This window comes from Ramlibacter sp., assembly GCF_036383835.1.
Lineage (GTDB): Bacteria > Pseudomonadota > Gammaproteobacteria > Burkholderiales > Burkholderiaceae_C > Ramlibacter.
In genome coordinates, this window is record NZ_DASVNN010000099.1 from 1 (window position 1) to 25,865 (window position 25,865).

General features: G+C 68.8%; 26 protein-coding genes. 16 read left to right on the forward strand and 10 right to left on the reverse strand.

What is annotated here, in order from left to right; genetic code table 11:
* Positions 1-63: 63 nt before the first annotated feature.
* The 5 genes from waaF to radA all read right to left on the reverse strand — a co-directional run bounded on the left by waaF (position 64) and on the right by radA (position 4,125).
* Entirely contained in the window at positions 64-1,041 is a 978-nt protein-coding gene (gene waaF / locus VF522_RS16205) for a lipopolysaccharide heptosyltransferase II (RefSeq protein ID WP_330909322.1), read from the reverse strand.
* A 65-nt stretch (positions 1,042-1,106) separates the two neighbouring features.
* The gene (locus tag VF522_RS16210; protein ID WP_330909323.1) at positions 1,107-1,328 is read right to left on the reverse strand and encodes a zinc-finger domain-containing protein; all 222 of its coding nucleotides are present in this window, start codon (positions 1,326-1,328) and stop codon (positions 1,107-1,109) included.
* Positions 1,329-1,330: 2 nt separating this feature from the next.
* Positions 1,331-2,269 carry a branched-chain amino acid transaminase gene (locus VF522_RS16215; protein ID WP_330909324.1) on the reverse strand — a complete coding sequence of 313 codons (939 nt, stop codon included), beginning with the start codon at positions 2,267-2,269 and terminating at the stop codon, positions 1,331-1,333.
* Between the two features lie 40 nt (positions 2,270-2,309).
* Positions 2,310-2,732: a glycerate kinase gene (locus tag VF522_RS16220; RefSeq protein ID WP_330909325.1), complete on the reverse strand. Its 423-nt coding sequence runs from the start codon at positions 2,730-2,732 to the stop codon at positions 2,310-2,312.
* 13 nt (positions 2,733-2,745) lie between these two features.
* Positions 2,746-4,125: a DNA repair protein RadA gene (gene radA, locus VF522_RS16225; RefSeq protein WP_330909326.1), complete on the reverse strand. Its 1,380-nt coding sequence runs from the start codon at positions 4,123-4,125 to the stop codon at positions 2,746-2,748.
* A gap of 23 nt (positions 4,126-4,148) precedes the next feature.
* Between radA and VF522_RS16230 the strand changes: the two genes are divergently transcribed.
* From VF522_RS16230 to VF522_RS16285, 12 genes are all read left to right on the forward strand, one after another.
* Positions 4,149-4,436 (forward strand): cupin domain-containing protein, encoded by a 288-nt coding sequence (locus VF522_RS16230; protein WP_330909327.1) that lies wholly within the window; start codon positions 4,149-4,151, stop codon positions 4,434-4,436.
* Between the two features lie 68 nt (positions 4,437-4,504).
* Positions 4,505-4,936, forward strand: a complete 432-nt coding sequence (hpaR, locus tag VF522_RS16235; RefSeq protein WP_330909328.1) for a homoprotocatechuate degradation operon regulator HpaR — start codon at positions 4,505-4,507, stop codon at positions 4,934-4,936.
* A complete protein-coding gene (locus tag VF522_RS16240) occupies positions 4,933-5,556 on the forward strand; it encodes a fumarylacetoacetate hydrolase family protein (protein WP_330909329.1) in 624 nt (207 codons plus the stop codon). Before hpaR ends, VF522_RS16240 begins: the two co-directional genes overlap by 4 nt.
* Positions 5,553-6,302, forward strand: coding sequence for a fumarylacetoacetate hydrolase family protein (locus VF522_RS16245; RefSeq protein ID WP_330909330.1), 750 nt, complete (start codon positions 5,553-5,555; stop codon positions 6,300-6,302). The genes VF522_RS16240 and VF522_RS16245 overlap by 4 nt, the downstream gene beginning before the upstream one ends.
* 1 nt (position 6,303) lies before the next feature.
* Positions 6,304-7,761: a 5-carboxymethyl-2-hydroxymuconate semialdehyde dehydrogenase gene (hpaE, locus tag VF522_RS16250; RefSeq protein WP_330909331.1), complete on the forward strand. Its 1,458-nt coding sequence runs from the start codon at positions 6,304-6,306 to the stop codon at positions 7,759-7,761.
* Between the two features lie 79 nt (positions 7,762-7,840).
* A complete protein-coding gene (gene hpaD, locus VF522_RS16255) occupies positions 7,841-8,767 on the forward strand; it encodes a 3,4-dihydroxyphenylacetate 2,3-dioxygenase (protein ID WP_330909332.1) in 927 nt (308 codons plus the stop codon).
* Position 8,768: 1 nt separating this feature from the next.
* A complete protein-coding gene (locus VF522_RS16260; RefSeq protein WP_330909333.1) occupies positions 8,769-9,173 on the forward strand; it encodes a 5-carboxymethyl-2-hydroxymuconate Delta-isomerase in 405 nt (134 codons plus the stop codon).
* Between the two features lie 102 nt (positions 9,174-9,275).
* Positions 9,276-10,076 (forward strand): 2-oxo-hept-4-ene-1,7-dioate hydratase, encoded by an 801-nt coding sequence (gene hpaH, locus VF522_RS16265; protein WP_330909334.1) that lies wholly within the window; start codon positions 9,276-9,278, stop codon positions 10,074-10,076.
* 12 nt (positions 10,077-10,088) lie between these two features.
* Positions 10,089-10,895, forward strand: a complete 807-nt coding sequence (locus VF522_RS16270) for an HpcH/HpaI aldolase/citrate lyase family protein (RefSeq protein WP_330909335.1) — start codon at positions 10,089-10,091, stop codon at positions 10,893-10,895.
* Between the two features lie 10 nt (positions 10,896-10,905).
* Positions 10,906-11,688 (forward strand): class II aldolase/adducin family protein, encoded by a 783-nt coding sequence (locus tag VF522_RS16275; protein WP_330909336.1) that lies wholly within the window; start codon positions 10,906-10,908, stop codon positions 11,686-11,688.
* A complete protein-coding gene (locus VF522_RS16280; RefSeq protein WP_330909337.1) occupies positions 11,685-12,659 on the forward strand; it encodes a 2-dehydropantoate 2-reductase in 975 nt (324 codons plus the stop codon). The genes VF522_RS16275 and VF522_RS16280 overlap by 4 nt, the downstream gene beginning before the upstream one ends.
* Positions 12,660-13,577, forward strand: coding sequence for a DMT family transporter (locus VF522_RS16285; RefSeq protein ID WP_330909338.1), 918 nt, complete (start codon positions 12,660-12,662; stop codon positions 13,575-13,577).
* Between the two features lie 54 nt (positions 13,578-13,631).
* On the opposite strand, the gene VF522_RS16290 is transcribed toward VF522_RS16285, so the two are convergent.
* Both VF522_RS16290 and alr read right to left on the reverse strand, forming a co-directional pair.
* Positions 13,632-16,640 (reverse strand): beta-propeller fold lactonase family protein, encoded by a 3,009-nt coding sequence (locus VF522_RS16290; RefSeq protein WP_330909339.1) that lies wholly within the window; start codon positions 16,638-16,640, stop codon positions 13,632-13,634.
* Positions 16,641-16,937: 297 nt separating this feature from the next.
* Positions 16,938-18,038, reverse strand: a complete 1,101-nt coding sequence (gene alr / locus VF522_RS16295) for an alanine racemase (RefSeq protein WP_330909340.1) — start codon at positions 18,036-18,038, stop codon at positions 16,938-16,940.
* Positions 18,039-18,159: 121 nt separating this feature from the next.
* On the opposite strand from alr, the gene lplT reads away from it, so the two are divergent.
* The 4 genes from lplT (at position 18,160) to creD (ending at position 22,361) form a co-directional block, all read left to right on the forward strand.
* Positions 18,160-19,443, forward strand: coding sequence for a lysophospholipid transporter LplT (gene lplT, locus VF522_RS16300; RefSeq protein WP_330909341.1), 1,284 nt, complete (start codon positions 18,160-18,162; stop codon positions 19,441-19,443).
* The gene (locus VF522_RS16305; protein WP_330909342.1) at positions 19,436-20,314 is read left to right on the forward strand and encodes a DMT family transporter; all 879 of its coding nucleotides are present in this window, start codon (positions 19,436-19,438) and stop codon (positions 20,312-20,314) included. Before lplT ends, VF522_RS16305 begins: the two co-directional genes overlap by 8 nt.
* 33 nt (positions 20,315-20,347) lie before the next feature.
* Entirely contained in the window at positions 20,348-20,833 is a 486-nt protein-coding gene (locus VF522_RS16310) for a glutathione peroxidase (protein ID WP_330909343.1), read from the forward strand.
* 100 nt (positions 20,834-20,933) lie between these two features.
* Positions 20,934-22,361, forward strand: coding sequence for a cell envelope integrity protein CreD (gene creD / locus VF522_RS16315; RefSeq protein WP_330909344.1), 1,428 nt, complete (start codon positions 20,934-20,936; stop codon positions 22,359-22,361).
* Here creD and creC read toward each other — a convergent pair.
* The 3 genes from creC to glcF all read right to left on the reverse strand — a co-directional run bounded on the left by creC (position 22,353) and on the right by glcF (position 25,834).
* Positions 22,353-23,786 carry a two-component system sensor histidine kinase CreC gene (creC, locus tag VF522_RS16320; protein WP_330909345.1) on the reverse strand — a complete coding sequence of 478 codons (1,434 nt, stop codon included), beginning with the start codon at positions 23,784-23,786 and terminating at the stop codon, positions 22,353-22,355. The genes creD and creC overlap by 9 nt on opposite strands.
* Complete coding sequence (creB, locus tag VF522_RS16325; protein ID WP_330909346.1) at positions 23,783-24,496, reverse strand: two-component system response regulator CreB; 714 nt, start codon at positions 24,494-24,496, stop codon at positions 23,783-23,785. The genes creC and creB overlap by 4 nt, the downstream gene beginning before the upstream one ends.
* A gap of 111 nt (positions 24,497-24,607) precedes the next feature.
* Positions 24,608-25,834 (reverse strand): glycolate oxidase subunit GlcF, encoded by a 1,227-nt coding sequence (glcF, locus tag VF522_RS16330; RefSeq protein WP_330909347.1) that lies wholly within the window; start codon positions 25,832-25,834, stop codon positions 24,608-24,610.
* Between the last annotated feature and the right edge of the window lie 31 nt (positions 25,835-25,865).

The window sequence follows — 25,865 nt, forward strand, 5'->3', positions numbered from 1 at the left end:
TACAAGAAGTCGGGTATTCGTAGGTCGGGGTGAGCGCGCGCAGCGCCGAACCCCGACGCAAGTTCACAGCAGCGACCGTACACGCTCCGGCGACACGTCGTTCAGGCACCGGAAGTGGCCCAAGGGACATTCCCGCTCGAAACACGGCGCGCAATCCAGCGGCGGCTGGTAATCCGGATCCTGCTTCAACCACACCACCCTCGCGTTCTCGCTCAAAGGCGGCGTGTGCAGCGGACTCGACGACCCATACAGCGCCACCTGCGGCACGCCGAACGCCGCGGCCACGTGCATCAGTCCCGAATCGTTGCTGACCACGTGCCCGGCACCCGCGATCAACGCGAACGCGTCCATCAGCGAGGTCTTGCCCGCGAGATTGAGCACGCGCTCCGGCGCCTGCGCGCGGATCTGCTCGCACAGCTCCGCTTCCTTCGCCGACCCGAGCAGGATCACCGGCCGGTCGAGGATCGCCGCCAGCGCGCCGAAATGCGGCCAGCGTTTCGCCGGGCCGTATTCGGCGCCGGGCGCCATCACCACATACCCGCCGCGCGCAAGTCCCTGCTGCCTCAGAACCTCGTCGACCTGTTGCGGCGGCAAGGCGAGCTGCGGATGGTCGTTCTCGACGCCCTGCTCCCCGCTCAGCGCCGAATAGAAAGCCACCATCGGCGGCTTGTCCTTGGGATTCTTCAGCCGGTGCGTGAGCAGGCCGACGCGCGCTTCGCCGAGGTAGCCGACGCGCCGCGGGATGCTGGCCAGGAAAGGCAGCAGCGCGCTCTTGAGCGAATTGGGCAGCACGTAGGCGTTGTCGAAGCGCCCCTGCAACTGCCTGCCCAGCGCGCGGCGCGCCTGGAACTGCAGGCCGCCGTGCCGGAAGGGGAATTCGATGACTTCGTCCACCTGCGGCATCGCGCGGTAGACCGGTGCCACCCAGGGCAGCGCCCCGACCGTCAGCCGCTCGCCGCGCGAGCGCAGGCGGCGCAGCAGCGGCTCGGTCATCACGGCGTCACCGATCCATTGGGGGGCGATGACGAGGGAGTGGGTCAAGAGCTGGTCGTCCCGGGCTTGACCCGGGACCCATGGATTGCGGGTCGAGCCCGCAATGACATCGTTCAGTGGCCGCCGCCGAAGTGTTCTCCGGCCTTGAGTTTGTACACCGTGCCGCAATACGGGCACTTCGCCCCGCCGGTCTGCGCGATCTCGAGGAACACGCGGGGGTGCGAGTTCCACAGCTGCATGCCGGTCTTGGGGCTGGGGCAGAAGATGCCGCCGTTGGCGTTGAGGTCCTTGGCGGCCAGTTCGACGACGGCTTCGTTCCGGGTGGTCGTGCTCATGCTCAGACGCGGGTCAGCCAGTGGGCGTACTTGGGATTGCGGCCGTTGACGATGTCGAAGAACGCGTTCTGGATCTTCTCGGTGACCGGTCCGCGGCGGCCGATGCCGATCTGCACCCGATCGAGCTCGCGGATCGGCGTGACTTCGGCGGCGGTGCCGGTGAAGAAGGCCTCGTCGGCGATGTAGATCTCGTCGCGCGTGATGCGCTTCTGCACGATCTCGATGCCGAGGTCCTTGGCGATGTGGAACACCGTGTTGCGGGTGATGCCGTTCAGCGCGCCGGCCGACAGGTCGGGCGTGTAGACAACGCCGTCCTTGATCACGAACACGTTCTCGCCCGCGCCTTCGGAGACGAAGCCGGAGCTGTCCAGCAGCAGGGCCTCGTCGTAGCCGTCGTCCACGGCTTCCATGTTGGCCAGGATGGAGTTGCTGTAGTTGCTGACCGCCTTGGCCTGCGTCATCGTGATGTTGACGTGGTGGCGGGTGTAGCTGGAGGTCTTCACGCGGATGCCGCGCTGCAGTCCTTCCTCGCCCAGGTAGGCGCCCCAGGCCCAGGCCGCGACCATCAGGTGGATCTGGTTGCCCTTGGGGCTGACGCCCAGCTTCTGCGAGCCGATCCAGGTGAGCGGACGGATGTAGCAGGACTCCAGCTTGTTGGACTTCACGACCTGCTTCTGCGCCTCGTTGACCTGCTCCTTGGAGAAGGGCAGCTGCATGCGCAGGATCTTGGCGCTGTTGAACAGGCGGTCGGTGTGTTCCTGCAGGCGGAAGATCGCCGTGCCGTCGACCGTGTTGTAAGCGCGGACGCCCTCGAACGCGCCGCAGCCGTAGTGCAGCGTGTGGGTGAGCACGTGGATCTTGGCGTCGCGCCAGTCCACCAGCTCCCCGTCCATCCAGATCTTGCCGTCGCGGTCGGCCATCGAGGGTACTACCGGGCTCATGTGAGTGTCCTTGTCGGGGGGATTCGCGGAACCGGCCATTTTACGGCGCGGGCGGGGCGGCCTCTTCCGCGGGGGCTTGCGGGCGGAACAGCTCCCACTTGACCAGCTTGCCGCGCAGGAAATCGCAGGTCACCGTGGAGCCGCTGCCGTCCGTCCAGCGGTAGACCTCCGGCTGGATCTCCTTGGGACTGAGCTGCTCGCCGATCGCCTTGGTCATGGCCATCACGTGCAGCAGGTTGACGCCGGGGCGCAGCTTGGCATTGAGCATGACCGCGCTGTCGCAGTAGCCGACGGGCCGATTGGAGGCGCCCTGCAGCACCTTCATCATGCGGGTGAAGTGCAGCAGCATCCACATGACGATGCCGCCGCCGGCCAGCGCCACGCCGGGCCAGCCCCAGCCGCGGTAGGCGGCGGCGACCACGATCACGCCGAGGATGGGAAGGATGATCTTCTGGAAGTTCATGGCCGAGATTTTGTCAGGTCATCCCGCGAACCACTTCGAGGGCCTCCTCGATCCGGTCCACCGGATGGATGGCCAGGCCTTCGAATTCGCGGATTCTCCCCTTGGGCGCGTTGGCCCTGGGCACGATCGCGATCGAAAAACCGAGCTTGGCCGCTTCCCGCAGCCGTTCCTGGCCGCGCGGCGCCGGCCGCACCTCGCCGGCCAGGCCCACCTCGCCGAAGGCGATGAAGCCCTTGGGCAGCGCCCGGCCCCGCAGCGAGGAGGCGATCGCCAGCATAACCGCCAGGTCGGCGGCCGGTTCGCTGATGCGCACGCCGCCCACCGCGTTGACGAACACGTCCTGGTCCATGCAGGCCACGCCGGCGTGGCGGTGCAGCACGGCCAGCAGCATCGCCAGGCGGTCGCGATCCAGGCCGACCGACAGGCGGCGCGGGCTGGGCCCGCCGCTGTCCACCAGCGCCTGGATCTCGACCAGCATCGGCCGGGTGCCTTCCAGCGTCACCAGCACGCAGCTGCCCGGCACCGGCTCGCTGTGCTGCGACAGGAAGATCGCGCTCGGGTTGGCGACGCCCTTGAGGCCCTTCTCCGTCATGGCGAACACGCCGATCTCGTTGACGGCGCCGAAGCGGTTCTTGATCGCCCGCACCAGCCGGAAGCTGGAATGGGTGTCGCCCTCGAAATAGAGCACCGTGTCGACCATGTGCTCCAGCACGCGCGGGCCGGCCAGCGCGCCTTCCTTGGTGACGTGGCCCACCAGCACGATGGTGGTGCCGCCCGACTTGGCGGCGCGGGTGAGGTGCGCCGCGCATTCGCGCACCTGCGCCACCGAGCCGGGCGCCGAAGTGAGCTGGTCGGAATAGACGGTCTGGATCGAATCGATCACCGCCACGGCCGGCTGCTGCGCGGCAATCGTCGCCTGGATCTTTTCGAGCTGGATCTCGGCCAGGACCTTCACCTGCGAGTTGTCGAGGCCGAGGCGGCGCGAGCGCAGCGCCACCTGGGCCCCGCTTTCCTCGCCGGTGACGTACAGCGTCGGCACCTCGGCGCGCTGCAGGCCGTCCAGCGCCTGCAGCAGGAGCGTCGACTTTCCGATGCCCGGGTCGCCGCCGATCAGGATCACGCCGCCCTCGACGATGCCGCCGCCGAGCACGCGATCGAGCTCGCCGATGCCGGTGGGCGTGCGGGCGATGTCGGCCGCCTCGATGTCGGCCAGCACCGCCACTTCCGAGGCAGGCGCCAGCGAGGCGAAGCGGTTGCGGGTGCCGGAGGAAGCCGGTTCGGCCACTCCCTCGATCAGGGAATTCCACGCGCCGCAATGGGGGCACTTGCCCTGCCACTTGGGCGTGCTGCCGCCGCACTCCGTGCAGGTATAGACCGTCTTGTCCTTCGCCATGGCCCGAGTGTAGGATGGCCCGCATGGACACCGCCCAGCGATTCGCCGAATTCGAGGCCGCCGAACGCGCGCGCGGCTGCTCCGAGGTGATCTCCCGTTCCTGGGAGCCGAATCTCGTCGTCCAGGAGCACACGCACGACTTCCGGGCGCGGGCGGTGGTCGTCGAGGGCGAGATGTGGCTCACCCGCGGCGGCGAAACGCAGCACCTGAAGGCGGGCGACCGCTTCGACCTGCCGGCCGGCACGCCGCATTCGGAGCGCTACGGCCCCGAAGGCACGACCTACTGGGTCGCGCGCACCAACGCCTCCTGACTCATCCGTAGCCGGAATCCCCTCCGGCCCCTTGACCCGCCGAACATTTAACATGTTAAATATCGGCCATGGGCACCGCCTTCGCGCACCGCAACCTTCCGCGCCTGCTGCTGCAGGCGCGCGAATCGCTCATGGCGCGCACGCGCCCGAGCCTGCGCGAACACGGCCTGTCGGACCAGCAGTGGCGCGTGCTGCGCGTACTGGGCGAGCATGGCACGGTCGAGACCGGCCGGGTGGCGCGCGAGGCCTACATCCTCGGGCCCAGCCTCACCGGCGTGCTGGCGCGCATGGAGCGCGACGGCCTGGTCCGCCGCGAACGCGATCCCGCGGACCAGCGACGGACGGTGGTCGAGGCCACGGTCAAGGGCTCCAAGATGGTCGGCAAGCTCTCGCACTCGGTCGAGGGCCACTACCAGTGGCTGGAAAAGTCGCTGGGCAAGCAGAAGCTGGGGCAGTTGTACGCGCTGCTCGACGAACTCATCGCACTGGAACAAGCATGAACACCCTTCGACGAGGCACCGTCTACGGCACCTTGATGAATTTCCGCGCCGAGCTCGAAGCGCTCGGCGACCAGGTGAACCAGCCGCCCTACAAGGCGCCGCCGTCCGCGCCCGTGCTCTACATCAAGCCCGCCAACACCTGGACCGAGAACGGCGGCGCGATCGCGCTGCCCGCCCACGTGCAGGAGGTGGAAGTCGGCGCCACCATCGCCATGGTGATGAAGTCGGGCCGCGAGATCGCCGGCTTCGTGCTGGTGAACGACCTCTCCATTCCGCACGACAGCTTCTTCCGGCCGCCGGTGAAGTTCAAGTGCCTCGACGGCTTCCTCGGCATCGGCGACCGCGTCCGCGCACGCAACGAAGCGGGCGACCCGGCCGTGTTCAAGCTGGATGTGCGCATCAACGGCGAGCTGAAGCAGACCGTGCGCTTCTCGCAGCTGGTGCGGCCGGCGGACAAGCTGCTGGCCGACGTGAGCGAGTTCATGTCCCTGGCCGAAGGCGACCTGCTGATGCTCGGCTGCGACGCGGGCCGGCCGCGCGCGCAAGCCGGCGACCGCATCGACATCAGCATGCCCGCCCTGGGCACGCTCACCAACACCCTGGTCCGGGAGGCCGCATGAAGCGCGCACGCGTGATGGTCAACGGCGTCGTCTACGGCGCCACGGAACGCGACGGCCAGGTGGTCCTCGACGACGGCCGCCGCCTCTGGCCGGACCAGGTGACCTGGCTGCCGCCATTCGCGCCCACCCACAAGCCGCGCACCATCCTCGCGCTGGGCCTCAACTACGCCGACCATGCCAGGGAGCTCGCGTTCAAGGCGCCGGAGGAGCCGCTGGTGTTCCTCAAGGGCGAGCGCGCACTCAACGGCCACCGGCAGATGACGCGGCGTCCGGCCGGCGTGCAATTGATGCACTACGAATGCGAGCTCACTGTCGTCATCGGCCGCCAGACGAAGAAGGTCAAGCGCGAGGACGCCTACGATTTCATCGCGGGATACACGGTGGCCAACGACTACGCGATCCGCGACTACCTGGAGAACTGGTACCGGCCCAACCTGCGGGTGAAGAACCGCGACGGCGCGACGCCGATCGGCCCGTGGCTGGTGGACGCGGCCGACATCGCCAACCCGATGGCGCTCGCCTTGAAGACCACCGTCAACGGCAAGGTCACGCAGGAAGGCAACACGAAGGACATGATCTTCGACGTGCCCTTCCTCATCGAGTACTTCAGCAGCTTCATGACGCTGAACCCGGGCGACCTGATCCTCACCGGCACGCCCGACGGCGTGGTGGACTGCCAGCCGGGCGACGTCGTCGTCACGGAGATCGAGGGCATCGGCGCCCTCATGAACACCATTTCGACCTGAGATGCGCATCGACCACCTGATCGCGGGCAAGTCCGTTGCCGGCCGCGACTACTTCGCCACCGTCAATCCCGCCACGCAGGAAGTGCTGGCGGAAGTGGCCGCCGGCGGCGAAGCCGAAGTGAACGCCGCGGTCGCCGCGGCGAAGGAAGCCTTTCCGGCCTGGTCCTCATTGGCCGCGACAGAACGCGCCAGGCTCGTTCGCAAGCTCGGCGAGCTGATCGCGAAGCATGTGCCGGAGCTGTCGCAGACCGAGACCGACGACACCGGCCAGGTGATCGCGCAGACCGGCAAGCAGCTGGTGCCGCGAGCGGCCGATAACTTTTCCTACTTCGCCGAGATGTGCGTGCGGGTGGACGGCCACACCTATCCCACGCCCACGCACCTGAACTACACGCTGTTCCACCCGGTGGGCGTCTGCGCGCTGATCTCGCCCTGGAACGTGCCCTTCATGACGGCCACCTGGAAGACGGCGCCCTGCCTGGCGTTCGGCAACACCGCGGTGCTGAAGATGAGCGAGCTGTCGCCGATGACGGCGGCGCGCCTCGGTGAACTCGCGCTGGAAGCGGGCATCCCGGCCGGCGTGCTGAACATCGTGCACGGCTACGGCAAGGACGCGGGCGAGCCGCTGGTGCGGCACCCCGACGTGCGCGCCATCTCCTTCACCGGCTCCACGGCGACGGGCAACCGCATCGTCAAGGAAGCGGGGTTGAAGAAGTTCTCGATGGAGCTGGGCGGCAAGTCGCCCTTCGTCGTCTTCGAAGACGCGGACTTCGAACGCGCGCTCGACGCCGCCGTGTTCATGATCTTCTCCAACAACGGCGAGCGCTGCACCGCCGGCAGCCGCATCCTGGTGCAGAAGTCCATCTACGCGAAGTTCGTGGACCGCTTCGTCGCACGCGCCAGGAAGATCACCGTGGGCGACCCGCTGGACGAGAAGACCATCGTCGGCCCGATGATCTCGCAGGCCCATCTCGCCAAGGTGCGCAGCTACATCGAGCTGGGGCAGAAGGAAGGCGCCAGCCTGCTGTGCGGCGGCCTCGATGTGCCGCTGCTACCCGATCGCGTGAAGAAGGGCAATTACGTGCTGCCCACCGTGTTCGCCGACGTCGACAACCGCATGAAGATCGCGCAGGACGAGATCTTCGGGCCGGTCGCCTGCATCATCCCCTTCGCCGACGAGGCCGAGGCGATCCGCATCGCCAACGACATCCCGTACGGCCTGTCCTCGTACGTCTGGACCGAGAACATCGGCAAGGCACATCGCGTGGCAGCCGCCGTCGAAGCCGGCATGTGCTTCGTCAACAGCCAGAACGTGCGGGATCTCCGGCAGCCGTTCGGCGGCACCAAGGCCTCGGGCACCGGGCGCGAAGGCGGCACCTGGAGCTACGAAGTGTTCCTGGAGCCGAAGAACATCGCGGTGTCGCTGGGCGCGCACCACATCCCGCACTGGGGGGTCTGACGATGTTTGTCATTGCGGGCTTGACCCGCAATCCAAGGATCCCGGGTCAAGCCCGGGATGACAAGGAAAGGGAACTCCCGTGGGCAAACTAGCGCTCGCCGCCAAGATCACCCACGTCCCCTCGATGTACCTGAGCGAGCTGCCCGGCGCGCGCCAGGGCACGCGGCAGGACGCGATCGACGGGCACGTCGAGATCGGCCGGCGCTGCCGCGCCCTCGGCGTGGACACCATCGTGGTGTTCGACACGCACTGGCTGGTGAACGCGAATTACCACGTCAACTGCGGCCCGCACTTCCAGGGCCTGTACACCAGCAACGAGCTGCCGCACTTCATCAGCAACATGGAGTACGGGTTCCCGGGCAACCCGGCCCTCGGCAAACTGCTGGCGGAAACCTGCAACGACTGGGGCGTGGAGACGCTGGCGCACGACCGCACGACGCTGGCGCCCGAGTACGGCACGCTGGTGCCCATGCGCTACATGAACGCCGACCGGCACTTCAAGGTGATTTCGGTGTCGGCCCTGTGCCAGGCGCACTACCTGAACGACAGCGCCCGCCTGGGCTGGGCGATGCGCCGCGCCGTGGAAGACCACTACGACGGCACCGTGGCCTTCCTCGCCAGCGGCTCGCTGTCGCACCGCTTCGCGCAGAACGGGCTCGCGCCCGAATACGCATTCAGGATCTGGAGCCCGTTCCTGGAGCAGCTCGATCGCGAGGTGGTGCGGATGTGGGAGCACGGCGAATGGAAGGCCTTCTGCGGCATGCTGCCGGAGTACGCCGCCAAGGGCCACGGCGAAGGCTTCATGCACGACACGGCGATGCTGCTGGGCGCGCTCGGCTGGTCCGCGTACGACGGCCGCGCCGAAGTGATCACGCCCTACTTCGGCGCTTCGGGCACCGGGCAGATCAACGCGGTCTTCCCGGTCACCGCGGTGCCGGGCGACGCGATCCCGAAGGCCCAGGCCTCGTCCGCCGAGGGTTACACCAACGTCCAACAGCGTCTCTGACATGCCCCACTGCGTCATCCTCTACACGCCCAACCTCGACACGCGCACCGACGTCGGCGCGCTGTGCCGCAAGCTCGCCGACACCATGCTGACGATCCACGACGAAGCGGGCAAGCAGGTGTTCCCCACCGGCGGCACGCGGGTGCTGGCCTATCCGGCGGCGCACTACGCGGTGGCCGACGGCAAAGGCGATTACGCCTTCATGTACCTGAACGTCCGTATGGCCGGCGGGCGCAGCGAAGCGGTGAAGAAGAACGCGGGCGACCGGTTGCTGGCGGTGGTGAAGGAACACGTCGCGCCCATCTTCGACCAGCAACCGGTCGGCATCACGCTGCAGATCGACGAAAGTCCGGGGCAGGTGTACGACGGCAAGCACAGCAGCTTGCATCCCTTGTTCAACAAATGAAAAGAGGCCGTCACCCCCGCGAAGGCGGGGGCCCAGGACGGCGCGGGGCGCCCCTTCGGACGCCCTGGATCCCCGCCTCCGCGGGGATGACGGAGGTTTTGCATGCTTGACCAAGCCACCATCCGGCAACTCGCCACCGAACTGCACCGCAGCGAGCAATCGCGCGTGCAGGTCGAACATTTCTCCAAGCGCTTCCCCGGCATGACCATCGAGGACGGCTACGCCGTTTCGCGCGCCTGGGTCGCGATGAAGATCGTCGGGGGCCGGCAGGTGCGCGGCCACAAGATCGGCCTGACGTCTCGCGCGATGCAGCAGTCCAGCCAGATCGACGAGCCCGACTACGGCACGCTGCTGGACGACATGTTCTTCGCGCCGGGCGACCTCCCCACCGAACGCTTCATCGCGCCCCGGGTCGAGGTGGAGCTCGCCTTCGTCCTCAAGCGCGCACTGCGCGGCGCGCAGGTCAGCGTGGAAGACGTGCTGGAAGCCACCGAGTACGTCCAGCCCGCGATCGAGATCATCGACGCTCGCATCGAACAGTTCGACCGCCACACGAAGGCGCCGCGCAAGGTGTTCGACACCATCAGCGACAACGCCGCCAACGCCGGCATCCTTCTCGGCGGCCGCAAGATGCATCCGCGCGAAGTCGACCTCCCGTGGGTCGGCGCCATCCTGCGCCAGAATGGCGTGGTCGAAGAGACCGGCCTGGCCGCCGGCGTGCAGGGCCATCCGGCGGTGGGCATCGCCTGGCTCGCGCAGAAGCTGGCGCCCTGGGGCGAAGGCCTGGAAGCCGGCGAGGTGGTGCTGGCCGGGTCCTTCACGCGCCCGGTCGGCGCCAGGAAGGGCGACGCCTTCGATGCCGACTACGGCCCGCTCGGCCGCTTCACGTTCACATTCCGCTAAAGGGGACCCGCCATGCAGACGCCCGTCAACCCGTTCAAGAAGGCACTCCAGGAAAAGCGCACGCAGGTCGGCCTGTGGTGCAGCCTGCTGGGCCCGCTCAACACCGAGATCTGCGCGGCGGCCGGTTTCGACTGGCTGCTGCTGGATGGCGAGCACACGCCCAACGACCCGATGAACCTGTTCCACCAGGCGCAGGCGATCGCGGGCTATCCCGGGGTGCACGCCGTGGCGCGCGTGCCCATGGGCCACGGCTACGTCGGCCAGGCGCTGATCAAGCAGTACCTCGACGTCGGCATCCAGACCATCCTGGTGCCCATGGTCGACACGCCGGAGCAGGCGCGCGAGCTGGTGCGCTGCATGCGCTATCCGCCCGAGGGCATCCGCGGCATGGCCGCGACGCGCGCCTCCGGCTGGGGCCGCAACGCCAACTACGCGAAAGAGGCCAACCGCGAAGTCTGCCTGCTGGTGCAGGTGGAGACGCGCGAAGGCGTGCGCAACCTCGACGCGATCGCCAACACGGAAGGCATCGACGGCGTGTTCATCGGCCCGTCGGACATCTCCGCGGCTTTCGGCCACGTCGGCGACCCCTGGCATCCCGAGATGCAGAAGCTGCACGAGGACGCCTTCCGCCGCATCCAGGCCGCCGGCAAGGCGGCCGGCATCCTGACGCTGGACGAGACGCTGGCGAAGAAGCACGTCGAGATGGGCGCGACCTTCATCGCGGTGGGCACCGACAGCAACCTGATGGTGAAGTCCACCAGCGCGCTGGTCTCGAAGTTCAAGGGCACGCCGCAGGCCGCGCCCAAGGGCAACTACTGAGGAGCGTGCCATGAGCGCCGTCCTGCAACCCCGCGCGCCGGACATGCATCCGGACGAGTGGAAGGCACGCGTCGAACTCGCGGCCGCCTACCGCATCTTCGACATGCTCGGCTGGACCGAGATGATCTACAACCACATCACCGTGCGCGTGCCGGACAGCGCGGCGCGCGGCGAGAAGCAGTTCCTGATCAATCCCTTCGGCCTGCACTACTCCGAAGTCACGGCCAGCAACCTGCTGAAGATCGACGTGCACGGCAACAAGCTGGATGCGCACAACCCCTGGCCGGTGAATCCCGCGGGCTTCACGATCCATGCGGCGATCCACGAGAACGTTCCGGATGCGCATTGCGTGATGCACACGCACACCACCAACGGGCTGGCGGTCGCCTGCACCGAAGGCGGGCTCGCGCAGAACAACTTCTATTCCGCGCAGCTGCACGACATGGTGGCCTGCCATGACTTCGAAGGCATCACGATCCATGCCGAGGAGGCGCCGCGACTGCTGGCGAGCCTGGGCCGCAAGCCGCTGATGATCCTGCGCAACCACGGCCTGCTGGCGGCGGGGTCCACCCTGCCGCTCACCTTCGTGCGCCTGTGGACCCTGCAGCGCGCCTGCGACGTGCAGGTGACGCAGGCGCCCCTGGGCCGCGCCATCGCCATCCCGGAAGCGGTGGCGAAGAAGACCACCCACGACTCCTTCCAGTTCGACCAGCAGTTCGGCGCCGGGCAGGACGTCTTCGATGCGATGACGCGGCTGATGGAACACCGCTGCGGGGATTCGTACAAGTCATGAAGGTCTGCATCTACGGCGCCGGCGCCATCGGCGGCTGGATCGGCTTGAAGCTCGGACAAGCCGGCTGCGAGGTCAGCGTGGTCGCGCGCGGGGCGACGCTGCAGGCCTTGCAATCGCACGGCCTGCGGCTGCAGCAAGGTAGCGAGACGCTGTCGATTCCGGTGCAGGCCAGTGCCTCGCCGGTCGACCTCGGCGTGCAGGACCTGGTCGTCGTCGCCGTGAAGGCGCCGGCGATGGCCGACGTCGCCAAGGCGATCCGTCCCCTGCTGGGCCCGCACACCATGGTGCTCACCGCCATGAACGGCGTGCCCTGGTGGTTCTTCCAGGGCTTCGGCGGCCCCTGCGCCGGCGCCCGGCTGAAAGCCGTGGATCCCGATGGGTCGATCGCCGAAGCGATTCCCGCGAAGCACATCGTCGGCTGCGTGGTGCACGCGAGCTGCGCGCTGCGCGAGCCCGGCTTCGTGCAGCACCATTTCGGCCAGAAGCTGATCGTCGGCGAGCCCTCGGGCGAGAAGACCCAGCGCGTGCAGCAACTCGTCGCGCTGCTGGAGAAGGCGGGCTTCGAGACCGTGCTGTCCGAGCAGATCCAGAAGGACGCCTGGTACAAGCTGTGGGGCAACATGACGGTCAATCCGATCAGCGCCTTCACCGGCGCCACGACCGACCTGATCCTGGACGACGAGCTCGTGCGCAACTTCATCTCCGCGGTGATGCTGGAAGCGCGCGAGATCGGCGCGCGCATCGGCATCCCGATCGCGCAGCAGCCGGAGGACAGGCACCAGGTCACTCGCAAGCTCGGCGCCTTCAAGACGTCCATGCTGCAGGACGTCGAGGCCGGCAAGCCGGTGGAGATCGACGCGCTGGTGACGGTGGTCCAGGAGATGGGCGAAATGACGGGCGTGGCGACGCCCTTCACCGACGCGCTGCTGGGCCTGGCGCGCCTGCACGCGCGCGTCCACGGCCTGTACTGAATGTCCGCCGTGGTCTCCCCGCCGGCGCGCGCCATCAGCGGCGCCGCCTTCGCCACGCTGCTGCTGATCGCGCTGATGATGGGCGCCAACCACGTGGCCGCGCGCATCGCCTTCAACAACGGCGTGGACGTAGCCACCGCAGTGGTGTTCCGCAGCTCCGTGACGGCGGTCGTGATCGCGATGATCCTCGCCAGCCAACGCGTGCGCATCGCCTTCAGCGCGCGGCACAGGAAGATGCTGCCGGCCATCGGCCTGCTGATCGGCGTCCAGAGCCTGTGCCTCTATTCCTCGGTGGCGCGGCTGCCGGTGGCGCTGGCGCTGCTGGCCTTCAACACCTACCCGATCTGGACGGCCTTCTGGTCCTTCGTCGTCTACCGCAAGCGTCCCGAGAAGGCGATGCTGGTGGCGATGCCCGTGATCCTGGTGGGCCTGGCGCTGGCGCTGGACGTGTTCGGGGCCGCGTCGGGACTGGGCGCTTCCGGCCAATGGGCGCGCATCGGCGCCGGAGTCGCCTTCGCGCTCGCCGCGGCCGGCACCTTCGGGCTGGCGCTGGTGTTGACGCAGCACGAAGCCGGCGACGTCGACGGCCGCGTGCGCACCGGCACCACCATGACCATCGCGGCGCTCGTCGCGCTCGCGACGGTCGCCTCGCAGGGCGGCTTCCACCTGCCCACCGCGCCGGCCGGCTGGGGCGGCCTGGCCGCCCTCACCTTCCTCTACGGAACCGCCTTCACCATCATGTTCACGGTGCTGCCGCGCCTGGGCGTGGTCGGCAACTCCGCGATCATGAACGTGGAGCCGGTGTTCGCGCTGGTGCTGGCCTGGTTGCTGCTGGGGCAGACGATCGCCCCGGTGCAGGTGATGGGCGCGCTGCTGGTCGTGGGCGCGGTGATGGCGCTGGGCCTGCGCAGGAAATAAAAAGCCCTGCTGCACCGCCCGGACTTCGGGCGATGCAGCAGGTGGCGCGCCGCACTACTTCTGCAGCGACATGAGGTACGCCGAGATGGCCTCGACGTCGGCCCCGGAGAGATGCGAGGTCCTGCCGTGCGTGTCCGGGATCACCCGGATGTTGTTGGCCGCGAGCGCCGGGTTGAGGCTGCCGTCCTTCAGCAGCAGCGGCACCACGTTCTTCGTGCCGAGCTGGTCGAGCTCCAGGCGGCCCTCGGGATAGGCCACCTTGTCGTAGGCCGGATCGCTGCCGGACTTCGGGACGGGCCGGTCGATGCTCACGCAGATCGGTCCCTTGGCATCGCCACCGAGGATCCTGCAATCGCCAAGGTCGCTGCTGTCGGCCATGGTGATCGGCACTTCGGTCGGCAGGGTCACCTTCGGGCCGCCGAGGAAGTCGAAGGCCGTCACGCGGCTGTGGTCGGTGCGCACCACCCGGAAGTTGAACCCGCGTTCACCCGTCCGCAGCAGGGACGAGCCCGGCGGCAGCAGGATCTCGCGGATGCTGTGCGCGGCGCCGTGGTGCAGCCAGCGCGGCACGCTGTCCCAGAACGAACGCAGGTGCTTGGTGTTGCGGCTGCTGATGTTCTGGCGGCCGCCCACGTCCTGCGGCGGAGCGAAGGGCTTGAAGAAGTAGTCGTTGAACAGGCGGGTGAACGGTCCTTCGTTGTCCACGGTGGTCTCGGCAATGACGCCCGGCTCGTGGATGTTGTAGTCCTGGAAGCTGTCGTTGATCTCGCCGTTGACCTTCTTGTTGCCGTTGTGGTGGCAGCTTGCGCACCCGGCGCCGCCGGCAGCGACCTCGTTGGTGAACAAGGCCTTGCCCGCGGCCACCTGCGTGGCTTCGGCGGTGGTGGGCGCCTGCCGCAGCGGATTGGGCATCAGGCGCGTCTCGTTCTGCGTCCACAGGATCTGCAGGAACGCCATGTCGTAGTAGTCGACCTTGAAGGCCTTGCCGCTCAGGTCGGGGCGGCCGATCGCCCGCGAGTTCTCCTCGGTCTTGCGCAGGACGAACTCGTTGCGCGCGCGCAGCCGCTCCTCCAGCGTCGCCTGCGGGAACAGCGCGGTGCGGCGCTCCGCGACGACCAGCTCGCCGTTGCACGACGACGCATAGGAATTCATCGGGCCGCTCAGTCCCTCGTACCATTCCGGCCAGTTGTCGGAAGTGTCCTTGTTCTGCGGGCAGACCTTGGGCCCGCCGATCGCGTTGGCGCCGACGTTCCACTGCCCGCCGTCGTGGCGGCTCTGCCAGTGGCAATGGCCGCAGGACTTCTGGCCGTCGTCGGAGTACGACTGCGTGAACAGCCAGCGCAGGCCGATCTCCTCGTGGGTCGCGAACAGGTGGGCGCCCTTGCCGCCGGTGCGCGGATGCGGGGTCGTGTCCGTCACGCCGACGGTGACGAGGCCTTGCCGGGTCAGGACGCCGGCCTCGCTCACCCCGAGGACGGACACGTCTTCGGTCTGCATGTTGGCCACGTAGACCGTGCGGCCGTCCGGCGAGACGGCCAGGCCCTGCGGCGTGATGCCGCCGGTGAACTGGTCGCCGATGCGCGTGAGGATGCCGCCGGGGCTGCCGGGGTTCTGGTTGATGCGGAACACCTCGACCTTGTCGGAGTGCAGCTGCGTGACGAACAGCAGGTTGCCCTTGACGAACATCTGCTCCGGCCCGCTGCCGTGGATGATCTTCTGGTCCGCCGTGTGGTCGCCGAGATCGACGATCTCGCCCGGCACGGCCAGCATGGACAGGTCGCGCTCGAAGTCGACGTAGCGGAAGACGAAGCGGTTGGTGCTGGTGTCGAACACGTTCAGCTCGGTGCCGAGGTCGTCGAAGGTCGTGGCACGGGTGGCGTCGGACATCACGGGCGTGTAGCCGAGCGGCGCCCCGTTGTTGCGGATGGCCACGCCGTTGACGATCTTGGGCATGCCATGCCCCGTCTCGTGCGCGTTGAGCACGTTGTTGGTCGACTGGCCGGAGACGAAGCCCCAGCGTCCGGCGATCTTCACGTCGGTCGACAGGCCGCCGACCGGCATCGTGCGAACCAGGGTGTTGGCGTCGCCGGCGATGTTGATCACGGCGATCGTGTGTCCCAGCGTGTTGGCCACGTAGAGGGTCGTGCCGTCGGTGCTGATCGCGAGGTCGCGCGGGTTGGCGCGGTTCAGGTCGTTCTCGCCGGTCGGGATCTGCGCGATCTGCGTGAACTTCGGGCCCGGGTCGACCTTGAACGCGCGGACCTGGTCCTTGAACCGGTCGGTCAGGTACAGGCGCGTGCCGTTGGCGTTGAAGACGAGGTCCTCGCCATAGAAGCCGGTCTCGAACTGGCCCAGCACGGCATCGGTGCCGGTGTCGATCACCGAAGCGAAGTTCGCATACTGGTTCACGACCACCGCATAGGCATTCACCGGCGACATCGCGATGCCGGCCGGGCGGGTTCCCACGGGCTGCGACGGAACGCTCAGGTCGACCCAGCGCAGCACCCGGCGCGTGGCGGTGTCGACGACGGCGATCCGGTTGTCCGGATAACCTTCGCGGCCCGGCAGGGTGACATACAGCTTCTTGCCGTCGGGCGTGACCGCGAGCGCGTTCGGCCAGCTGCGGAAGGGCTGCGGCACGAAGGGCCAGTGCTGGCTGCCGCTGTTCACCCTGGGTGCGTTCGGGTCGATGCGCGTGCCCGGATCGGGCCGGCCCGTGAAGTAGTCGATCCCGAACAGGATCTTGGTGAAGCGCTCGAGCCCGGCGCGCACGCCGGCGGCCTCGGCCCCGACGAGGTTCTTCGCGGGATCGGCGGTGGGCCCGGTGATGATCCGGCCGCCCGAATCGGTCTTCACCGCGCCGGTGAACAGGCGCAGCGGGAACGGCGCCTCCGGCAGCGACGGCGCCAGCACCTGCGGCACGAAGGCCACCGGAGACAGGCTCTTCACCGGGCCGGCCGCATCGCTGCTGCGGAAAGCCCAAGTCCCGAGGACCACCATGCCGATGGAACCCAGGAGCACCGCCCACCGTAGCGGGCGGCGCGCGCGTTTTGTCGTGTGCATCACGACCTCCCTTCGCGTTTCCGCGGACGTCTTGACCCGGCGCGATCGGAAGCATACGAACTTACGCATGGCCGCTGGTGCGGCCGGGCAGACGCGCCCTTCGCCAGGGATCGGCTGTTTGTGATTTGTGTTCGGGCGTATTGCTCTGGCTGCCGAGCCTCAGCGGCAGCGGCGGCGAGTGGCGCGCTCCGAGCAGCGCGGATCTATCGGCCTGTCACGGGCGTGCCGGCGGGCCGGAGGCGCACGGCTGAACCAGCGGGAGGGCGTGTGACAACTGCGACAGTTTTCGTACCGGGCTCAAGCCCCGTCGACCACCACCGGCACGCGCAGCGCCAGCGCGCACATCAGCTCGTAGCTGAGGGTGCCGGCGCTGGCCGCCACCTCGTCGACCGGCAGCACGGCGCCGTTGGACGCCCGGCCCCACATCGTGACCTCGGCCCCGAAGCCGGCCTGCGGCACCGGCGTGAGGTCCACCGCGATCATGTCCATGCTCACGCGGCCGACCAGGCGGGTGCGCACGCCGTCCACCAGCACCGGCGTGCCCGTGCTGCAGTGCCGCGGATAGCCGTCCGCATAGCCGCAGGCCACCACGCCGATGCGCACCGGCGCATCGGCCGTGTAGCTGGAGCCGTAGCCCACCGTGTCCCCGGGCCGCAGGTCCTGCACGGCGAGGATGCGGGTGGCCAGGGTCATGGTCGGCTGCAGGTCCCAGTGGCGGATGTCGTGCTCGGGGAAGTCCGGGGCGCTGCCGTAGACGGCGATGCCGGGGCGGATCCAGTCGCCGCGCACCCCGGGGTCCGCCGCGTGCCGCAGCGAGGCCGCGCTGTTGGACAGGGAGCGTTCGCCGGGCAGGTCGCGCGTGGCCTCCTCGAAGACCTGCACCTGGTGGGCGATGCCGCGCGGCCCGTCGGCGTCGCTGAAGTGGGTCATGAGCGAGATCTCGTCCACCTGCGGCAGCGCATCGAGCCGCGCCCAGGCCGCCCGGAAGCGCTGCCGGCCGAATCCCAGCCGGTTCATGCCCGAATTGAGCTTCAGGAACACCCGGTGCGGCACCTGCGTCTTGTGCGCGGCCAGCCAGGCGATCTGCTCGTCGCAATGGACGGTGTGCCACAGGTCCAGGCGCGAGCACAGCTCCAGGTCGCGCGGCTCGAACACGCCTTCCAGCAGCAGGATGGGGCCGCGCCAGCCGAGGGCCCGCACCCGCTCCGCTTCCTGGAGGTCCAGCAGGGCGAAGCCGTCGGCGCCGCGCAGGGCGTCGAACACCCGCTCGATGCCGTGGCCGTAGGCGTTGGCCTTCACCACCGCCCAGACGCGGGCGTCGGGAGCGGCGGCGCGCATGCGCGACAGGTTGTGCCGGAGGGCGTCGAGATGAATGGTGGCCTGGATGGGACGCGGCATGACAGGAAGGCTTTCTGCCCCGATTCTGTCATTACCTACCGTGATATAACCCCGTGTCGCCAGGAGACAGCTGAGATTCAAGAGGCATCAGGATTGCTGATGCCGCCCCAAGACACGACGGATGAAGCGCGGTTTCCACACGATCATGGCGGCGCAGTTCTTCTCGTCGCTCGCCGACAACGCGGTTTTCATCGCGGCCGTCGAACTGCTGAAGTCCTCCAAGGCGCCGACCTGGCAGGCCGCGGCATTGGTGCCGATGTTCGCGCTGTTCTACGTGGTGCTGGCTCCTTTCGTGGGCGCCTTCGCCGACTCCCGGCCCAAGGGCCAGGTGATGTTCGTCAGCAACGCGATCAAGGTGATCGGCTGCCTGATGATGCTGTTCGGCACCCATCCGCTGCTGTCGTACGCGATCGTCGGCCTGGGCGCCGCCGCCTATTCGCCCGCCAAGTACGGCATCCTCACCGAACTGCTGCCGCCCTCGCAGCTGGTCAAGGCCAACGGCTGGATCGAGGGCCTCACCATCGCCTCGATCATCCTGGGCATCCTGCTGGGCGGCCAGCTGGTGGGCCACGCGCTGTCCGCCCGCATGCTGGCACTGGACTTCCCGGTCTTCGACACCGGCATCGACACGCCGCCGGAAGCGGCCATCTTCGTGCTGATCTTCGTGTACGCGCTGGCCGCCTGGTTCAACACGCGCATCCCGCACACCGGCGTCGAGATGCGACCGATCCCGAAGAACGCGCTGGAGCTGGTGCCGGACTTCTGGATCTGCAACAGCCGCCTCTGGCACGACAAGCTGGGGCAGATCTCGCTGGCCACCACCACGCTGTTCTGGGGCGTCAGCGGCAACCTGCGCTACATCATCCTGGCCTGGAGCGCCGCGGCCCTGGGCTACAGCACCACCCAGGCTTCGTCGCTGAGCGGAGTGGTCGCCCTGGGCACGGCGGTGGGGGCGATCCTCGCTTCGGTGCGCATGAAGCTGGACCGCGCCACCACCGTGATGCCGCTGGGCATGCTCATGGGCCTGCTGGTGATCGCGATGAATTTCATCGGCAACGTCTGGGTGGCCGCGCCCTTCCTGATCCTGATGGGGGCACTGGGCGGCTACCTGGTGGTGCCGATGAACGCGCTGCTGCAGCACCGCGGCCACAACCTGATGGGCGCCGGCCGTTCGATCGCGGTGCAGAACTTCAACGAGCAGGCCTGCATCCTGGGCCTGGGCGCCTTCTACAGCCTGTCGGCCGGCCTGGGCCTCACGGCCTTCGGCGCGATCACCGCTTTCGGCGTGGTGGTGGCGGGCGCCATGTACGCGATCCAGCGCTGGCACAAGCGCAACACCGTGGTGCACAAGGACGAAGTCGACCACCTGCTGGAAATCGCCCGGCACGACAACGTGCATGGCTGACAGGGGACCGGCGACTGCCGTCCTCGCGCTGGTCCTCAACGCCTTCGTCTGGGGACTGTCGTGGTGGCCCTTCCGCGCGCTGCAGGAGCACGGCGTGCACCCGCTGTGGTCCACGGCGGTCGTCTTCCTCACCTCCTTCGCCGTCTTCTTCGCGCTCAAGCCGCAGGGCCTGCGCGGCTTCGGCCGCCAGCCGCTGCTGTGGCTGCTCGCGGCCGCGGCGGGCCTGACCAACGTCGGCTTCAACTGGGCGGTCACCGTCGGCGACGTCGTGCGGGTGGTGCTGCTGTTCTACCTGATGCCGGCGTGGTCGGTGCTGATCGCCTGGATGCTGCTCGGCGAGCGACCCAGCGGGGCGGCGCTGGCCCGCCTGGGCGTGGCGCTGCTGGGCGTCGCCACCGTGCTCGACACCTCGGGCAGCGGACTGCCGCTGCCGCGCACCTTGCCGGACTGGCTGGCATTGGCGGGCGGCTTCAGCTTCGCGCTGACGAACGCGCTGCTGCGCAAGCTGAACACCGAGACGGCCGCTTCGCGGGTGCTCGCCATGTTCGGCGGCGGCACGCTGATGGCGGGCGGCGTCGCGCTGGCCGGGCTGCTGCAAGGGACGGTCGCCGCCCTCCCCGCGCCGACGTTCGGCTGGATCGCGCTCATCGTGCTGCTGGCGGCCGGATTCCTGGCCTCCAACCTCGCGCTGCAGTACGGCGCGGCGCGGCTGCCCGCCCACACCACCGCGCTCGTCATGCTCTCGGAAGTGGTGTTCGCGAGCCTGTCGTCGGTGGCGCTCGGCGCCGCGGAACTGACCGGCCGCACGCTGGCCGGCGGCGCGCTGATCCTCGCAGCCGCCGCCTGGTCGGCCTGGCCGCGGCGCGGCTAGCGCACGGACGAGCCGCGGCGCACAATCCGCCGCATGGCCAGCATCTACGACTTCGAAGCACAGCAGATGGGCGGCTCCCTGGTGCCGCTGTCGCAATTCCGCGGCAAGCCCCTGCTGATCGTCAACACCGCGAGCGCTTGCGGCTTCACGCCGCAGTTCGCCGGGCTGGAGGAACTGCACAAGGCCTACGGCGAGCGCGGCCTGGTGGTGCTGGGCTTCCCCTGCAACCAGTTCGGTTCGCAGGACCCGGGCAGCAACGAAGAGATCGCGAGCTTCTGCCAGGTGAACTACGGGGTGAGCTTCCCGATGATGCAGAAGATCGACGTGAACGGCACCGAGGCGCACCCGCTGTATCGCTGGCTGACCGCCGAAGCGCCCGGCCTGCTCGGATCCAAGCGGATCAAGTGGAACTTCACCAAGTTCCTGGTGGGCCGCGACGGTCGGGTGCGCAAGCGCTACGCGCCGCAGGACGCGCCGGCCAAGCTGGCCAGGGACATCGAGGCCGCGCTCGCGGCCTGACACATTCGTGAAGTCCGCGTGAAGTGCGCTTCACGCCGCCTTCATCGTGCCCGCGCGGCGCGCCGGCAGCATGGCTCCACGACAACCATCGAGGAGAACCATGAAGTCACTGCTGGCGCAATCGTCGCTCACCAAAGTCATCCTGCTCGTGCTGCTGGTGCTGTTCGCCGCCCTGCCGCTCGCGCGCATCGGCGGGCTGATCGAGGAACGCGGCGCGAGCCGCGCCCACGCCGCCCATGAACTCGCCACCCGCCATGCCGGGCCGCAAGTCGTGGCCGGCCCGGTGCTGGTGATCCCCTACATCGAGCGCTGGGTGGAAGAGGAGACGGACGACAAGGGCAAGACCAAGCGGACGCCTCGCAGCAAGCAGGTCACGCACTACGTCTTCCCGGAGAAGTCGGAGCTGACCGGCCGTCTGGCGGCGCAGGAACGCTACCTCGGGATCTTCACCGTCCTGTTCTACGACCTCACGGGCGGCTTCCGCGGCCGCTTCCCCGCCTTCGACGCCGCCGCCCTGCCGCACAGCGAGAAGAACTCGAGCTTCGAAGTGCAGGCCCCGGTGCTCGCCTTCACCGTGAGCGACCTGCGCGGCCTGCAGGGCGCGCCGACGCTGCGCATCGCCGGTGCGCCGGGGCGCTGGCTGCCGCGCGTGCCGCACGTGCCGCCGCAGTCCTGGCTGGCGCAGGGCATCCATGCCGCGCTGCCGGCCGAAGCACAGGAGGCCTTCACGCAGAAACAGCCGCTGGATTTCCAGCTGGACCTCACCCTGGTCGGCCAGGAGCGGCTGTCCGTCGTGCCGCTGGCCGACGAGAACACGGCGCAACTCAGCTCGGACTGGCCGCATCCCAGCTTCGGCGGCGAGTTCCTGGCGGTGCGCCGCACGGTCGGCGACAAGGGCTTCGAAGCGTCCTGGTCGGTGTCCTCGCTGGTCAGCTCGGCGCGCGCGCAGCTGTTGCACGACCTGCGCGGCGAGGCCAAGGTGCCGCCGGAGGTCGGCATCGCCGCCGGCCGGCAGGTCGCCGACCGCCTCGACAGCTTCGACGTGAGCCTGATCGAGCCGCTGAACGTCTATGCGATGTCGGAGCGCGCCGTGAAGTACGGCCTGCTGTTCGTCGGCCTGGTGCTGATGGCGGCCTTCATGTTCGAGCTGTTCGCGCAACTTCGGCTGCACCCGGTGCAATACGGGCTGGTGGGGCTGTCGATCACGCTGTTCTTCCTGCTGCTGCTCGCGCTGTCGGAGAAGATCGCCTTCGGGCTCGCCTACGCCGTGGCGGCTTGCGCCAGCACGCTGCTGCTCACCGTCTACTTCAGCGCCGTGCTGCGCGGATGGAAGCGCGGCCTGGGACTGGGCGCCTACGTCGCGGTGCTCTATGCCGCGCTCTACGGCCTGCTCTCGTCGGAAGACAACGCCTTGCTGCTCGGTTCGCTGCTGCTGTTCGCGCTGGTCGGCCTGCTGATGCTCGGCACCCGCCGCGTCGACTGGTATGCGCTGTCGTCGCGGCCCGCCGCCCCTGCCGCGTCAACGTGAGCGCAGCAGCGGCAGCGTGAAGGTCGCAAGCGCCCCGCGGTCGTTGTCCAGCGTGACGGAGCCATGATGCAGCGACGCGATCTGCCGCACGAAGCTCAGGCCCAGCCCGGTGCTCTTGCGGCCGGTGCCGGGCCGCGCGAGGGAGAAGAACTTCTCGAACACCTTCTCCCGCGCGTAGTCCGGCACGCCGGGGCCCTCGTCGCGCACGCGCAGCACGGCATCGCGGCCATCGGCCTCCAGGCTCACCTGCACGCTGCCGCCTTGCGGGGAGAAATCCACCGCGTTGTCCACGAGATTGGCGAGGGCACGGCGCAGCAGGAAGCGGTCGCCCTCCACCGTGGCATCGGCCGCACCTTCGCGCACGACGCGCACCTGCCGCTGCGCCGCCGCATCGCGCGCGCCCGTCACCACTTCGTCCAGCAAGGCCCCGAGCGCGACCGGCTCCACGTGCGCGAGCGAGCGCCGCGACTCCAGCCGGGTGAGCTCCATCATGCGGTCGACCACCTCCTGGATGCGGCCGGTCTCGCGGGCGATGTTGTCGAGGAAATGCCGCCGCTGCTCCGGCGGCATCGCCGGGTCGTGCAGCAGCTCGGACGCGCCGCGGATCGCCGACAGCGGGCTCTTCAGTTCATGGGTGAGCGTCTGCACGTAGTCGGCGACGTAGCTGCGGCCCGCCAGCGCATCGCGCATCTCGTCGAAGCCGCTGCGCACGATGCGCACGACCTCGCGCGCCAGCGCCGGCGGATGCAGGCGGCGCTGCGAGCGCACGTAGCGCGCGAAATCGGTGAGCAACCCGAAGGGCCGCGCCACCCAGACCGACACGATCAGCGCCAGCAAGGCCACCCCGACGGCCGACAGCACGCCCACGACCAGCGTCTTGCGGCGCGCCGCCTCCACGAACTGGCCGAAGCTCTGCACCGGCTTGCCGACGGACACCGCGCCGACGATGCGGCCCTGGAAGCGCACCGGCGCGCCGACGTACATGACCGAGGCCTGCGGCTGGTCCGGCACGTCGGCCGTGGTGCGCGCGCCGTACTGCCCGCGCAGCGCGAGCAGGACTTCGTTCCAGCGCGAGAAGTCGGCGCCGGCGGCGCGGCCGAACGAATCGAACAGCACGCGGCCGTCGCGGTCGGTCACCAGCAGGCGCAGCTCCACCTTGTGCTTGGTCACGCTGAAGATGCGCGCCTCGAACTCTCGCGCATAGACCGACTGGAACAGCGGCCCGATCCGCGCGGTGTCGATGCGGCCATCGCGCACGTCCTGCTCCACCAGGCTGGCCATCACCTGCGCCGTTTCCACCAGCGACTCCTCGGCCGACTCGCGGTAGCGCGGGTCGAGGTCGGCCAGCACGCGATAGAGCAGGAAGGCGGTGCCCGCCGCGTAGATCAGCAACAGGGCGACGAAGACGCGGCTGCGCTTGCTCACGATCCGGGGCGCGGCGGCAGGCCGTCCTGCAGGGCGTAGCCGGTGCCGCGCAGCGTGCGGATCGGGTCGACGTCCGGCGCGACGGCCTTGAGCTTGGCGCGCAGCGTCTTGATGTGCGCATCCACCGTGCGGTCGAAGCTGTCGCTGGCGTCGTCCCACACCTGCGCAAGCAGCTCCTCGCGGGTGAAGACGCGCCCCGGCTTCTGCAGCAGCAGGCGCAGGATGCCGTACTCGTAGCGCGAGAGTTCCAGCACGTTGCCGTAGTAACGGATGCGGTGCTTCTCTTCGTCCAGTTCGAAAGGGAGCACTGGCGCACTCGAAGACGGGTTGCGGCCGCTGCGCCGCAGGATCGCGCGCACCCGCGCCAGCAGTTCGCGCGGCGAGAAGGGCTTGCCCACATAGTCGTCGGCGCCCAGTTCCAGTCCGACGACGCGATCGATCTCGTCGCTGCGCGCGGTGAGGAACAGCATCGGCACCTCGCCGCCACCCGGCAGCGCCTGCAGGGACTTGAACAGCTGGAAGCCGTTCAGGTCCGGCAGGCCGACGTCGAGGATGGCGAGATCCGGGCGCTGGCGCCCGAACGCCGCGATCGCCGCTTCCGCCGTCGCGCACCACTCGGGCGCGAAGCCGTCGTTGGCGAGCACGTAGACGATGGTGTCCGCGATCGCCGACTCGTCCTCCACCACCAGGATGCGCGGCTTGTTGAGCATGGGCGGATGGTAGCTTGTGCGTCGGGGTTCGCCTGCGCGCTCACCCCGACCTACGAATGCATCCGGCGGTATCCCGTAGGTCGGGGTGAGCGCGCAGCCGAACCCCGACGCTCACCCGCCCAGCGCCTCGTCCAGCACTTCCACCCAGTGCCGCACCGGCTTGCCGGTGCCGCTTTGCAGGTGGGTGATGCAGCCGATGTTGGCCGACACGATGGCCTGCGGCTCGAGCGCGTTCAGGTGGCTCAGCTTGCGGTCGCGCAGCGTGTGCGCGATCTCGGGTTGCAGCACGGAGTAGGTGCCGGCCGACCCGCAGCACAGGTGCGCCTCGTTCAGCGCCAGGCGCACCTCGAAGCCCAGGGCCGCCATGCCCTGCTCCACGCCGCCGCGCAGCTTCTGTCCGTGCTGCAGGGTGCAGGGCGGGTGATAGGCGAACAGGCCCGGGCGCGGCTTCACCTTGTCCTTCAGCAGCGGCACGAGATCGGGCAGCAGCTCGCTCAGGTCGCGCGTGAGCGCCGAGATGCGTTTCGCCTTGTCCGCGTAGGCCGGATCGTGCTGCAGGTGATGCCCGTACTCGCGCACGGTCACGCCGCAGCCGGAGGCGTTCATCACGATGGTTTCCACTTCGCCGCGCTCCACGTACGGCCACCAGGTGTCGATGTTGTGGCGCATCTGCGCGCGGCCGCCGTCCTGGTCGTTCAGGTGGAACTTGAGCGCGCCGCAGCAGCCTTCGCCTTGCGCGATCACGGACTGGATGCCGGCGGCGTCGAGCACGCGGGCGGTCGCCGTGTTGATGTTGGGCATCATCGCCGGCTGCACGCAGCCGGCCAGCACCAGCACCTTGCGCGCGTGCGTGCGCGTGGGCCAGCGGCCGGCCTCCTGCCTGGCCGGCACCTTCTCGCGCAGGCGCGCGGGCAGCAGGCCGCGCACCGCCTTGCCGACCTTCATCGCCGGGGCGAACAGCGGCGAGGTCAGGCCTTCCTTGAGGGCCCAGCGCAGCGCCTGCGCCGGGGCGCCGCGCGCCACCTTGCGCTCCACGATGCCGCGGCCGATGTCGACCAGGTTCCCGTAGTCGACGCCGCTCGGGCAGGTGCTCTCGCAGTTGCGGCAGGTGAGGCAGCGATCCAGGTGCAGCTGCGTCTTGCGCGTGGGCTCATGCCCTTCCAGCACCTGCTTGATCAGGTAGATGCGGCCGCGCGGGCCATCGAGCTCGTCGCCCAGCACCTGGTAGGTGGGGCAAGTCGCGGTGCAGAAGCCGCAGTGCACGCACTTGCGCAGGATGGCTTCGGCTTCCGCGCCCTCGGCGGTGCCGGCGAATTCGGGGGAGAGGTGGGTCTGCACGTCAGGCCTCGGGGAACAGCCGGCCGCGGTT